The 11,606-nt window shown below is 46.9% G+C and carries 12 protein-coding genes; 8 read left to right on the top strand and 4 right to left on the bottom strand.

The window, feature by feature from the left end:
- Positions 1-57 precede the first annotated feature (57 nt).
- Complete coding sequence (locus tag XMD579_RS05420) at positions 58-1,863, bottom strand: EAL domain-containing protein (RefSeq protein WP_173506000.1); 1,806 nt, start codon at positions 1,861-1,863, stop codon at positions 58-60.
- 110 nt (positions 1,864-1,973) lie between these two features.
- Between XMD579_RS05420 and XMD579_RS05415 the strand changes: the two genes are divergently transcribed.
- On the top strand, positions 1,974-2,909 hold the full coding sequence (locus XMD579_RS05415; RefSeq protein ID WP_173505999.1) for an AEC family transporter: 936 nt from the start codon (positions 1,974-1,976) through the stop codon (positions 2,907-2,909).
- Between the two features lie 173 nt (positions 2,910-3,082).
- Here the strand turns inward: XMD579_RS05415 and XMD579_RS05410 are convergent, their stop codons facing one another.
- A complete protein-coding gene (locus XMD579_RS05410) occupies positions 3,083-4,027 on the bottom strand; it encodes a Gfo/Idh/MocA family oxidoreductase (protein ID WP_173480901.1) in 945 nt (314 codons plus the stop codon).
- Positions 4,028-4,153: 126 nt separating this feature from the next.
- Complete coding sequence (locus XMD579_RS05405; protein WP_173505998.1) at positions 4,154-5,365, bottom strand: LysR family transcriptional regulator; 1,212 nt, start codon at positions 5,363-5,365, stop codon at positions 4,154-4,156.
- Between the two features lie 143 nt (positions 5,366-5,508).
- Between XMD579_RS05405 and XMD579_RS05400 the strand changes: the two genes are divergently transcribed.
- Genes XMD579_RS05400 through XMD579_RS05375 form a run of 6 tightly spaced genes read left to right on the top strand, consistent with a single transcriptional unit; the run spans position 5,509 to position 10,344 of the window.
- Entirely contained in the window at positions 5,509-6,516 is a 1,008-nt protein-coding gene (locus XMD579_RS05400; protein ID WP_173480899.1) for an amidohydrolase family protein, read from the top strand.
- A 10-nt stretch (positions 6,517-6,526) separates the two neighbouring features.
- Positions 6,527-7,204, top strand: coding sequence for a 4-carboxy-4-hydroxy-2-oxoadipate aldolase/oxaloacetate decarboxylase (locus XMD579_RS05395; RefSeq protein ID WP_173480898.1), 678 nt, complete (start codon positions 6,527-6,529; stop codon positions 7,202-7,204).
- Positions 7,197-8,255, top strand: coding sequence for a 4-oxalomesaconate tautomerase (locus XMD579_RS05390; RefSeq protein WP_173494425.1), 1,059 nt, complete (start codon positions 7,197-7,199; stop codon positions 8,253-8,255). Before XMD579_RS05395 ends, XMD579_RS05390 begins: the two co-directional genes overlap by 8 nt.
- A gap of 15 nt (positions 8,256-8,270) precedes the next feature.
- Positions 8,271-9,143 (top strand): amidohydrolase family protein, encoded by an 873-nt coding sequence (locus XMD579_RS05385; protein WP_173480896.1) that lies wholly within the window; start codon positions 8,271-8,273, stop codon positions 9,141-9,143.
- A gap of 9 nt (positions 9,144-9,152) precedes the next feature.
- Positions 9,153-9,509: a protocatechuate 3,4-dioxygenase gene (locus XMD579_RS05380; RefSeq protein ID WP_173480895.1), complete on the top strand. Its 357-nt coding sequence runs from the start codon at positions 9,153-9,155 to the stop codon at positions 9,507-9,509.
- Positions 9,502-10,344, top strand: coding sequence for a class III extradiol dioxygenase family protein (locus tag XMD579_RS05375; protein WP_173480894.1), 843 nt, complete (start codon positions 9,502-9,504; stop codon positions 10,342-10,344). Before XMD579_RS05380 ends, XMD579_RS05375 begins: the two co-directional genes overlap by 8 nt.
- A 180-nt stretch (positions 10,345-10,524) precedes the next feature.
- Here the strand turns inward: XMD579_RS05375 and XMD579_RS05370 are convergent, their stop codons facing one another.
- On the bottom strand, positions 10,525-11,190 hold the full coding sequence (locus tag XMD579_RS05370) for a GntR family transcriptional regulator (protein ID WP_173488885.1): 666 nt from the start codon (positions 11,188-11,190) through the stop codon (positions 10,525-10,527).
- 183 nt (positions 11,191-11,373) lie between these two features.
- Between XMD579_RS05370 and XMD579_RS05365 the strand changes: the two genes are divergently transcribed.
- Positions 11,374-11,598 carry a DUF2798 domain-containing protein gene (locus XMD579_RS05365; protein ID WP_173488886.1) on the top strand — a complete coding sequence of 75 codons (225 nt, stop codon included), beginning with the start codon at positions 11,374-11,376 and terminating at the stop codon, positions 11,596-11,598.
- The last annotated feature ends 8 nt before the right edge of the window (positions 11,599-11,606 follow it).

The raw sequence follows: 11,606 nt of genomic DNA, 5'->3' as shown, positions 1-11,606 counted from the left end.
TAAACCATTAACGATTGGTAAGAGTTAGATAAAAACTAGCAAGATATATGCCGCTTTTTAATCATCATCTTCAATTAATTCTAAGCCGTAATATTGAAGAAACTCAGTAGCCGGCATAGGTTTACCAAATAGGTACCCCTGCACCTGATCAACACCTAATTTAAGCAGTCTATCTGCCTCCGAGGCGTTCTCAACCCCTTCTGCTACGACTGTCAGCCCCTCCGCTTTGGACAAACCAACGACCATTTTCGTTAAATGCTCCGACGAGGGGTTTAGATGAATGTCTTTGATAAAGGCTCGATCTAGTTTGATGGTATCGGCGGGTAGGTTTTGAAAATAGGCGAGTGAGCTCATACCGGTACCGAAATCATCCAAAGCGATTGAGTAACCAAGCTCTTTCACAGCATCTAAGGAGCGCTTTAAGTTATCCAAAGAGACGTCTGTCTCCTGTTCAGATAGCTCAATCTGTAACTCACCTGCACTAAAACCGTACTTCTCTTGGACCTGACTCAACTCGTAGGTGACACGCAAATCCTGAAGATCATTAGCGCTTAAGTTAAATGAAACCGAGATCGGTAGACCCGACTGTTTCATCGTTTCACAAAAATGTGCGGATTGCTCAATGACACTGTTTATAAATGTAAGCCTGTATGGGGAGGACTCAAGAAGATCGACAAAATCTTTTGGTGTTAGCAAGCCCTTCTCAGGGTGAATCCAGCGGACCAGTGCCTCCGCACCTACCAGTCTATTGTTATCTTTAATATCGACCTTAGGCTGAAAGAACATCTGTATCTCATGGTTAGCAAATGCCTGAGAGACTTCATAAGATTGAATATCTGTTTGACCGTTAAGATGATCACGATCTTTCAAATTGAATCGAGCAAAATCTGTCTTCTCTTTGGTGGCACGCACAAATACTGTATCCAAGTTATGCAGCGCACTATCCAGATCAGTTGACTCATTAGGGGTATCGGTTGAAACAACAATCGGCGAGAGATCCGTTGCCTCTTTTTTTAACTGACGAAGTCCACGCTCAAATGCGTCCCAAAACCGTCGCTCTGACATCAGAACGTAAACCCCGTTATCAAGCCTGCCAATGGATGCACCTGCAGGACAAACTTCCCTTAACAACTGATTAAATTGAGTAACGCTCTCTTTAAATTCAATCGAACTTTCTGAACTTTTTCCTACACTATCCAAGATATTTTTAATGTAGACACCATAGACTCTTACAACACCGTCAGGATTCTTATTTTTGAGCCAATCAAAATGCTGATGAATTTGATAATTGTCTATAAATTCAGACGTTAAGTCGCTGTTTTCTTTACACTCTTTATCAAAAACAAGAGAGTAGATACGATTAAACAGCACCGCTACTGAACCATAGACCAGCAAGGAGTAAGAGAGCGTTATTAGATGGGTATAGAGCTCAGAAATCAGCTCCTCTTGTACTCGATAGGAGTGAATAAATAAGAGGAGAGAGAGCCAGATAGGTATGAAGAGTAATACCCATTTTTGAGCCAATACAAAGCGAAGCAATACTGGCAAAAGCGCACCTGACAAATAGGCTAATGCTATATCATCCGACACTAAGGCTAGCGATATTGAACCACCTCCCATAGTAAGGAAAGCTACAGCTCCACCCCAGCTTAAATGAATACGGTGCACAAAATATTGGATGACTAACAAAGAGAGAGTGAGCGGGTAAAAGTAGGAGCCCGTCAATGAATCTGTGAAAAGCTGCTGAAGCAGAGTTAAAAGTGAAAGTGCTAATGAAATCAACAACAACGCATTAATCAGCAACCTAAACAGGCTTCGACGGTTCTTGAACCAGTTATTGCGGTTGTAGTCTCGAACTTGCATTAGCTATCACTTTTTCGAATAGATTATTGATTTTATGGTAATCAGGGGCGAATCGCTACCACCAAGTCTCAGGGATCGATAAGATAGAATCTCTTTCATGACAGGTTTAGATGATGAACGTTCTCGGGATTACCGCACCGCTCTTTACGTTAATGGCTCTTGGGTTTTTAGCCGTTAAATATAACGCACTGTCTAAAGAGGCTATCCCTGGAATAGCCCGCTTTGTTTTGGTATTTTGCATACCGGCGATCATTGTCGGCAATCTATCTAAGAATAGCCCTGCTGATATCTTTAATAGCGATTACGTATCGATATACGCTATTGCTGCAGTCGCTACCTTCTTCATTTCGTTGGGTCTGATTCGGAGCGTCAGACAAGGTGATGCTAAACAGTCATCAGCATTAGCCATTGGGGCCGCTATGCCCAACAGTATTTTTGTTGGCTACCCTATTCTGCTCCAGGTCATGCCCGATATGGCCGCTCAAGTACTGGTTGTCTGTATACTGGTCGAAAATCTAGTGGTGCTACCGGTAGCGCTCCTGACCACTGAATACTTCTCAGCTGATCATAAAGACAAAACGCTGTTAGGCTCACTAAGCTCTATTTTTAAACGCCTGATCAACAATCCCATACTCATCGCAATAGCGGTTGGCTTAATCTTATCGTTAAGCGGCTTTCAGCTGCCGTTGTTCATCGACGAAAGCTTAGGGGTTCTCGCAAAAGCGGCTGGTGGCGCAGCACTGATCGTTATTGGAGGATCTTTAGTAGGAAACTCTATTCGCGATGATTTGAGTACTTTAGGAATGATTGCAGGGGCAAAACTGTTGATTCAACCTGCTCTAGCCCTTCTGCTGATTACCCTCTGGTGGGACTTTGATCGACAATGGCAGATAGCTCTAATTGTCATCACCGCTTCACCCATGTTCACCATCTACCCTATTCTCGCTGCACCTTATGGCGCAGCAAAGACGGCTTCCAGCTCATTGCTGCTGACTACGGTCGCGTCTTACGCGACGCTAAACACTGTTTTGGCGTTTGTGTTGTAGGTTGGAGCGTAATTTGAGGGCGGATGACAGGCTGAAGCCAGTCACCGGTGCTTGCCTTGACATCTTCGTGCCAGTGACTGGCCTTCAGCCTGTCACCTGCTCTCTCAGCGTCTTCCAGTGAAGAAGACAACAAAAAGGCCGCTACAGCGGCCTTTTTAACGACAAGCCAACACTTAATCCAAAAGCTGTTCTAGCTGGTGTAGTGTCTCCATCGCAGGCAATACTTGCTGAACGCTTGAGTTTGGCTCGCGGCCTTCGCGAATTGCAGAAATGAACTCACGATCCTGAAGCTCGATGCCGTTGTTAGAAACAGCAACGCCAGAGAGATCAATTGGGTTCTCGTTACCATCAACCAAATCATCGTAACGGGCGATGTAGGTACCCTTGTCACAGATGTAACGGAAGAAAGTACCAAATGGACCGTCGTTATTGAAAGATAAAGAGAGTGTACACAGTGCACCGCTCTCTGATTTCATACCAATCGACATGTCCATTGCAATGTTAAGTTCTGGGTGAATCGGACCCTGCATCGCTTGTACTTTTGTACACTTCTCGCCAGTCTGGTACTGGAATAGATCCACGGTGTGACAAGCGTGGTGCCAAAGCAGGTGATCCGTCCATGAGCGCGCCTTACCCAGAGCGTTCTTGTTAGAACGACGGAAGAAGTAAGTTTGAACATCCATCTGTTGAATCTTAAGCTCACCCGCTTGGATTTTGTTATGAATCCACTGGTGGCTTGGGTTGAAGCGGCGAGTCTGACCCGACATGGCTACCAAACCCGTGCGCTTTTGTGCCTCCACCAGTTTGATTGAGTCTTCAATGTTATCCGCCATCGGAATCTCAACCATGACGTGCTTGCCTGCCTCAAGACACTGAATAGACTGAGAGGCGTGCATTTGAGTCGGTGTTGCAAGAATGACCGCATCCACATCATCGCGCGCAAGCGATTCAGCAAGATCTGTTGTTGCGTGAGCGATACCACGCTCTTTAGCAAACTCAGCAATGGCATCAGGTTTAGTACCAACGACTGACGTCACAACAACATCCTCAATGTTACTCAATGCATCTAAGTGTTTTAGACCAAATGCGCCCATAGCGCCTGCAACACAAACTCTCATTAGTGTCTCCCTAATTCGAATGGATAAATATTGTCCCTAAGATTATCAAAATGGATCTTTCATAGAACCGTTAAAAATTCTAGACGTCATTCAAAAATGTGAATGTAAGCTTAGACAAAACCGCTTCTAAGATACGGCCAGCCGCAGTAGATCAATAAATTTTTGCTGGGCATTAGTGGGGTTCCATGAGCTGCGACGGGTAATGCCGATTGGGCGTTTAGTGCCTGACATCTCAAAAGGAAGCACCGCCAAATCCCCTTTGGATAACTCAAATTCCAACTGATGCTGAGAGATTAATGTGAGTCGATCACCGCCAAGTAACAGCTCTCGAATCAGCACATGGGAACTGGTTTCGACGATGGATAGACCTTCCCTCTCCTCACCTTGCAGAATCAGTTCTTCAAATAGGTTGCGGGTTGGCGCCCCACTTCTTGGGATAACCCAACCGTAGTTAAGAAGGTCCTCTCGAGTAATCTGATCTATATTGAGAGCGGGATGCCCTTTGCGTGCCACAATTGCTAATGGAGGCGCTATGAGTTCTTCTTGAACAATATCACTGGTTGGGATCGGGAAACGCAACGCACCGACCAAGAGATCCACATCCCCCTGAAGGATATGGGCTAAAAGATCTTCATAGGGCCCATCAACCAACTCTAAAGTGATACCAGGATAAACTTTGGTAAATTCATTAATCGCTTTGGGCAACAGAGAGGTGCGTGCTAGTGGCATGCTGCCGATGCGCATCCGTCCCACTTCACGACCATCACCAAGGCCTGACAACTCTTGAAGCCCCTGATGAATCTCTGAAATGGCCAACTTGGTTGATTTGGAGAACACTTTGGCCGCTCGTGTTGCCGCAATGCCAGTACTGGTCTTTTCGAACAGCGACAGCCCCATGAGTGACTCGAGCTCACGAGCTGATCGATGCAGTGAAGATTGTGATACACCCAGATTACGACCTGCAACGCTGTAGTTTTGCGCATCGGTAACCGCTACTAGTGCTTTTAATTGGGTCGTCGTCAGCTGCGTCATGATGCGCTCAATCGTCTCCATACGACGATTCGACATGGACGACAGTGCATCGGCCAGACCTAATCTTAGAATAGCAAAGGCGCTGTTGACCCTCGCTTCCCAGACGCCACCAGCTTCAGTCAGATACATCCCGCTGGACTGGCGTTCAAACAGCTTTACACCCAGCAAGCGTTCTAACTTCGCAATGGCTTGAGTCATCGCAGGTTGAGAGAGAAAGACACGCTCTGCAGCCTGACTTATACCTCCTGCATTGGAGACCTCAATGAATACCCGAAGATGTCGTATGTTAGGAAGATTCTTGAACATAAGGGTCATTGTAACCTGATGTGATTTAAATACCTATATCAAAAACAAATACCTAAAAAGTAAAAACTAAATAGCTTAAAAAAGGCGATATAGAGAGGATAGAAAAATAGAAATCCAATTCATTATAAAAGGACGTTTGAGACATGATTATCGATTGCCATGGTCACTACACAACCACACCTCCTGGTGTTGGCGCTTGGCGTGAAGCTCAAAAAGCAGAAGTAGAAAAGAATCCAGATTTTGTTGGTGAAAAAGGCGACTTTGGTGTTACTGATGATGAGATCCGCGAGTCGATCATCAACAATCAGTTAAAACTTCAGCAAGAGCGTGGCACTGATCTTACTATCTTCTCACCTCGTGCTAGCTGGATGGCTCACCATGTGGGTAATGAACACACCTCTAAATTCTGGACTGAAAACCAAAACGATCTCATTCGTCGTGTCTGTGACCTATTCCCAGAGAACTTTGTTCCTGTTGCTCAGCTGCCTCAATCTCCAGGTGTTGATCCAGCTAAATCTGTACCAGAGATCGTTCGTACCGTTGAAGAGATGGGTTTTATTGGTATTAACCTTAACCCAGATCCATCAGGTGGCCACTGGAATGGCAGCCGCCTTTCGGCTCGAGAGTTCTACCCTATCTACGAGAAGATGTGTGAATACGACATTCCAGCAATGATCCACGTATCAGCTGCCTGCAACCACAACTTCGATACGACAGGTTCACACTACCTAGGTGCTGATACCACGGCATTCCAGCAGTTGATGATGTCTGATGTATTTAAAGACTTCCCAACACTTAAGATCATCATCCCTCATGGTGGCGGTGCAGTTCCTTACCACTGGGGTCGTTTCCGCGGGATGGCATTGGATAAAGGTTTCGAACTTGAAGAGCGCGTATTGAATAACGTCTTCTTCGATACCTGTGTCTACCACCAGAAAGGTATCGACTGCCTTCTAGATGTCATCCCAACTGAAAACATCCTTTTCGCATCAGAGATGATCGGCGCGGTTCGTGGTATCGATCCAGAGACAGGTCACTACTTTGATGACACTAAACAATACATCGACGCGACAACTAAAGTGAATGCTGAGCAGAAAGAGATGATCTTCTCTGGCAATGCTCAACGTGTATTCAGTCGTTTGAAGGTTTAAGGAGAGGATTATGGCAGAGAACGTAGTTGTTCAACATATTGAACGTGCTGATTCAGAAGTAATCGCAGGTCTAGCTAAATTGGGCGTTGCAACCGTTCATGAAGCTCAGGGTCGTCGCGGTCTATTAGCGCACTACATGCGCCCAATCTACTCAGGTCGCTCTATTGCAGGCAGTGCAGTGACAATCTCTGGTGCTGCCGGTGATAACTGGATGATGCATGTTGCTATTGAGCAGTGTAAACCCGGCGACATCATGGTGTTTGCGCCAACTTCACCTTCTGTAGATGGCTTCTTTGGTGATCTACTGGCGACCTCAGCTAAATCGCGTGGCGTACAGGGCCTAATCATTGATGGCGGTGTTCGTGATACTGCTATCCTTAAAGAGATGGATTTCCCAGTCTGGTCTAAAGCTGTTTACGCCAAGGGCACCATCAAAGAGACTCTGGGCTCAGTGAACATCCCTCTGGTCTGTGCTGAAGCATTGATCTACCCAGGCGATATCATTGTTGCTGACGATGATGGCGTCTGTGTTGTTCGCCGCGATGAAGCCGAAGAGGTTCTTAAAGAGGCGCTAGCGCGTGAAGCTCGTGAAGAGGAGAAGCGTGTTCGCATGGCGAATGGTGAGCTAGGTCTTGATATCTACAACATGCGCCCTCGCCTTGAAGAGAAAGGCCTTAAGTATGTCTAATGGCATTCGCTGCATGTGGATGCGCGGCGGTACATCTAAAGGCGGTTACTTCCTAAAGAGCGACCTACCTTCAGATACTACCGCACGAGACGCTTTTCTTCTTGGCATGATGGGTTCTCCAGATCCACGCCAGATTGATGGTCTCGGTGGTGCTGACCCACTGACCTCGAAAGTTGCCGTTGTTAGCGCTTCTGATCGTGACGACGCCGATGTCGATTACCTCTTTTTACAGGTATTTGTTGATCAAGCAATCGTTACCGATGCGCAGAACTGTGGCAATATCTTGGCAGGTATCGGTCCCTTCGCCATTGAGCGTGGCCTAGTTCAAGCAACGGGCAATGAGACTCAGGTTCGTATCTTTATGGAGAACACGGGCCAGATCGCTATCGCGACAGTAGCTACACCAAACGGCCAGGTTTCCTATAAAGGCGACTCAAAGATTGATGGCGTACCAGGCACTTCGGCTGCGGTCCCTCTAGAGTTCCTTGATACAGCGGGTTCATCTTGTGGCGCCCTTCTTCCTACCGGTAACGCAGTTGATCTGATCGACGGTGTTGAATGCACCCTGATCGATAACGGCATGCCAGTAGTCGTAATGCGGGCATCGGATATGGGTATTACAGGCAGTGAGTCTCGTGAAGAGTTAGAAGCTAATAGCGACCTTCGCGCCAAGCTTGAAGCCATTCGCTTACAAGCGGGTCCAATGATGAATCTCGGCGATGTGACTGAGAAGTCTGTACCTAAGATGAGTATGGTGAGCGAAGCAACCGATGGTGGTGCGCTATCTACACGTACATTCATCCCTCATCGCTGCCACGCCTCTATCGGTGTATTGGGTGCAGTCAGCGTTGCTACGGCAGCTATTTTGCCGAACTCACCTGCCGCTTCAGTGGCCACTCTACCTGAAGGCACTAGAAAAACCTTAGCCGTTGAGCACCCGATCGGAGAAATGACGGTCGTTATTGATATCGATCAGGATGGCCAACCGAAAAGCGCTGCACTATTACGCACAGCGCGAAAACTATTTGATGGCGAAGTTTTCGCTGAATAATTAGGAATAAAGAACATGGATGCAGATTACCGCCCGTTTCACGACAACCCTAAAAAGCCTGACTTTGTAGCGCCTGCTGGTGCAGTGGATGCACACTGCCACGTATTTGGTCCTGCGGATAAATTCCCATACCACCCCAAGCGTAAATACACACCTTGCGATGCATCTAAAGATCAACTCTTTGCTCTGCGTGATTACCTTGGTTTCAGTCGTAACGTGATCGTTCAGGCTTCTTGTCACGGCACAGACAATGCAGCACTGGTTGACGCACTTGAGACTGCAGGCGATCTAGCACGCGGTGTAGCGGTCGTTGACCCAGCGATCACGGTAGAAGAACTTGAAGCGATGGATAAAGCGGGTGTCCGCGGTGTTCGATTTAACTTCGTTAAACGTCTAGTCGATACAACCCCTAAAGAGGTATTCCTATCGATCGCTGAGAAGATCAAACCACTAGGCTGGCACATCGTTGTCTACTTTGAAGCGCCAGATCTAGAAGATCTAATCCCGTTCCTTAACGAGCTAAACACAACCATCGTGGTTGACCACATGGGTCGTCCAGACGTGGCTAATGGTGTTGATCACCCTGACTTCCAGCGTTTCATGAATCTTATGCGTAACAACGATAAGGTGTGGACGAAAGTCAGCTGTCCTGAGCGTTTGACGCTACAGGCACCGGACTACTCTGACGTTGTGCCGTTCATGCGTGCACTCGTTGAAGCTTTCCCAGATCGCGTACTTTGGGGTACAGACTGGCCGCACCCGAACATGAAATCACACACACCTGATGATGGTGCACTGGTTGACGTGATTCCACAGATTGCCGTAACTGAAGAGCTACAGCGTAAACTATTGATCGACAACCCAATGCGTTTGTACTGGGAACGATAAGGAGTTCTTATGATTGAACCGATCATTGAAGGAACATACAAATTTGATGGCGTAGCAGCAAAACTCGGCTACAACCTCAATAAGATGTGTTTCTCTTTCAACGAGGAGAGCTGTCGCGAAGAGTTTCGTCAAGACGAAGCGGCTTACTGCGATAAGTTTAAGCTGAACCCTGCACAGAAAGAGGCGATCCTAAAACGCGACATCATCGCTCTACTTCGTAATGGCGGCAGTATCTACTACCTTGCAAAATTTGCAGGCACGCTTGGGCTTAACGTACAGGACGTTGGCGGCATCATGACCGGCCAAACGACTGAAGAGTTCCAAGCATATTTAGACAGTCAGGGAGTGGGCAAAACGAATGGCTAAAATCTTAGGTGCTATCGGCACATCACACGTTCCTGCTATTGGTGTAGCAGTTGATCGCGGCATTGAGGACACCCCTTACTGGAAAGACCTATTCGCTGCTTATGTACCAGTTCGCGAATGGATCAACGAGAACAAGCCAGACATCGCTGTACTGTTCTACAACGATCACGGTCTTGAGATGTTCTTGGATAAGAAACCAACCTTCTCTATCGGCTGTGCAGACGAGTACTGCAACGCTGATGAGGGCTGGGGTATCAAACCAATTCCACCTCTAACGGGTGAAACAGATCTATCTTGGCACATCGTTAACCACCTGATCGAAAACGACTTTGATCCAACTGTCTGTCAGGACATCAAAGTGGATCACGGCGCGACAGTTCCTATGTCTGTCCTCTACCCAGGCCATACCTACAAAGGCACTAAGGTGATTCCCATCGCCATTAACTGTGAACGTCACCCTATGCCTAAACCATCACGCTCATATGCTTTTGGTAAAGCGATAGGTGATGCCATTCGCTCTTGGGATAGTGACCAGACAGTTGTTGTTCTGGGTACTGGCGGTCTATCGCACCAGCTAGATGGCGAGCGTGCAGGCTACCTAAATACTGAGTTCGACCAGATGTGTATGGATAAACTGGTCACTGATCCAGAGTCACTGACCCACTACACCAATGATGAACTCACGGAAATTGCCGGTGCACAGGGTGTCGAGCTCGCCATGTGGTTAGCAATGCGCGGTGCTTGTTCTGGCCCTGTTGATGAGTTGGTTAACGTCTTGATCGCTCCAATATCAAACACTGCGGCTGGTGTACAGCTTCTTGTGCCTAAAGATTGATTCTGCGTGATGGTCTAAAAAAGCGCCTGTTGGCGCTTTTTTCTTGCCGAAATGATTCGGATTATTTTCGCGGTCTCAGCTGGGCTGAGATCGCTCCTACAGTAGGACTTCGGAAAAAATTATCTACGTAGCTCTTCTGTAGAAGCGAATTGGAGCGAAGCGACAAACCGCGACTTGCTTTTACCGCTCTGGAAAGAGCGTATTCATCACCTTCTCATTGGATGAACGGATGTGCAGTCTAAGCAGTTCTGTAGCCGTTTTAATATCTCGCGCAAATGCGGCATTCATAAGCTCTTCGTGTTCATCTTTACCTGATGGTTGATTCAATGGCTGGCTGGTTAATGCCAAACGGCGAAAGCGTTCACCCTGATCATACAGCGTCGATATGAAGCGTAACTGCCACTCAGAGGGACAGGCGCTAATGAGTGCCATGTGAAAACGGCGATTCTCACGAGTACGCGCAAGTACCTGATCATCTTCTTGCCCAGCAGACTGTGACTTAACCGCTAATTCGCGGTGGCGTGCTCCTGCAATGGCCGCCTCCCAATCGAGATCACCTAGCTTGATCGACTGCTTAAAAGCATCCACTTCAAGCATTTCCCGCAGACGACTCACCTCAACAAACTCATCCGCTGAAATAGGTGCAGCCCAATAACCACGCTGACCACGACGAGTTACCAACCCCTCTGCGGCGAGCCTTGAGAGTGCCTCACGAACCGGAGCCGCACTGGATCCATAACGGTTAGCTAAGACAGCAATCGATAACTTCGATTCAGGCTCTATATTGCCCTCTAAAATATCGGTACGCAGTTGTTGGTAGGTTGACGGGGTTTCTTGGTTTTCCACCCTTAGGCTCCATTTGTATCTATTAGCCTATATTTTCTCTTATCTTGAAAATTAAAGCTATTGAGCATTTAACTGTTTAAGTAGGTCTTAATCTCTTAGATATGTAGAATTCTGCTCTTAATATTTACAAGCTAATCCCGTATCATTGCCAATATTAGAATTTACTAATTAATAGGCTTATCTATGTTTCCTAAAAAACGCGCTCCTCTTGTTCAATCAGTGTTAATGTCTCTGGTGATGGTAACGATCATGACCTTTGTGATTACCACGGTGAATACCGGTTTAGATGAAGGTTTTATGGCTCGTTGGGGCTACGCTTATCTGGTTGCTTGGCCGATTGCCTTCTCTGTGATCCTAATTTTTGGTCGCCGAGTCGCTGCATTGACTCAAAAGCTTTGCACTAAGTAGGTTTTTAG

It is taken from the genome of Marinobacterium sp. xm-d-579 (assembly GCF_013282935.1).
Taxonomy (GTDB): domain Bacteria; phylum Pseudomonadota; class Gammaproteobacteria; order Pseudomonadales; family Balneatricaceae; genus Marinobacterium_E.
Note: the sequence above shows the minus strand (reverse complement) of the source record. Positions and strands in the feature narration are given on the sequence as shown.

Coding starts and splice junctions, on each gene's coding strand:
- XMD579_RS05365 (WP_173488886.1), top strand. CDS start 11,374: ATGTTTCCTAAAAAACGCGCTCCTCTTGTTCAATCAGTGTTAATGTCT.
- XMD579_RS05375 (WP_173480894.1), top strand. CDS start 9,502: ATGGCTAAAATCTTAGGTGCTATCGGCACATCACACGTTCCTGCTATT.
- XMD579_RS05405 (WP_173505998.1), bottom strand. CDS start 5,365: ATGTTCAAGAATCTTCCTAACATACGACATCTTCGGGTATTCATTGAG.
- XMD579_RS05385 (WP_173480896.1), top strand. CDS start 8,271: ATGGATGCAGATTACCGCCCGTTTCACGACAACCCTAAAAAGCCTGAC.
- XMD579_RS05400 (WP_173480899.1), top strand. CDS start 5,509: ATGATTATCGATTGCCATGGTCACTACACAACCACACCTCCTGGTGTT.
- XMD579_RS05395 (WP_173480898.1), top strand. CDS start 6,527: ATGGCAGAGAACGTAGTTGTTCAACATATTGAACGTGCTGATTCAGAA.
- XMD579_RS05420 (WP_173506000.1), bottom strand. CDS start 1,863: ATGCAAGTTCGAGACTACAACCGCAATAACTGGTTCAAGAACCGTCGA.
- XMD579_RS05380 (WP_173480895.1), top strand. CDS start 9,153: ATGATTGAACCGATCATTGAAGGAACATACAAATTTGATGGCGTAGCA.
- XMD579_RS05410 (WP_173480901.1), bottom strand. CDS start 4,027: ATGAGAGTTTGTGTTGCAGGCGCTATGGGCGCATTTGGTCTAAAACAC.
- XMD579_RS05415 (WP_173505999.1), top strand. CDS start 1,974: ATGATGAACGTTCTCGGGATTACCGCACCGCTCTTTACGTTAATGGCT.
- XMD579_RS05390 (WP_173494425.1), top strand. CDS start 7,197: ATGTCTAATGGCATTCGCTGCATGTGGATGCGCGGCGGTACATCTAAA.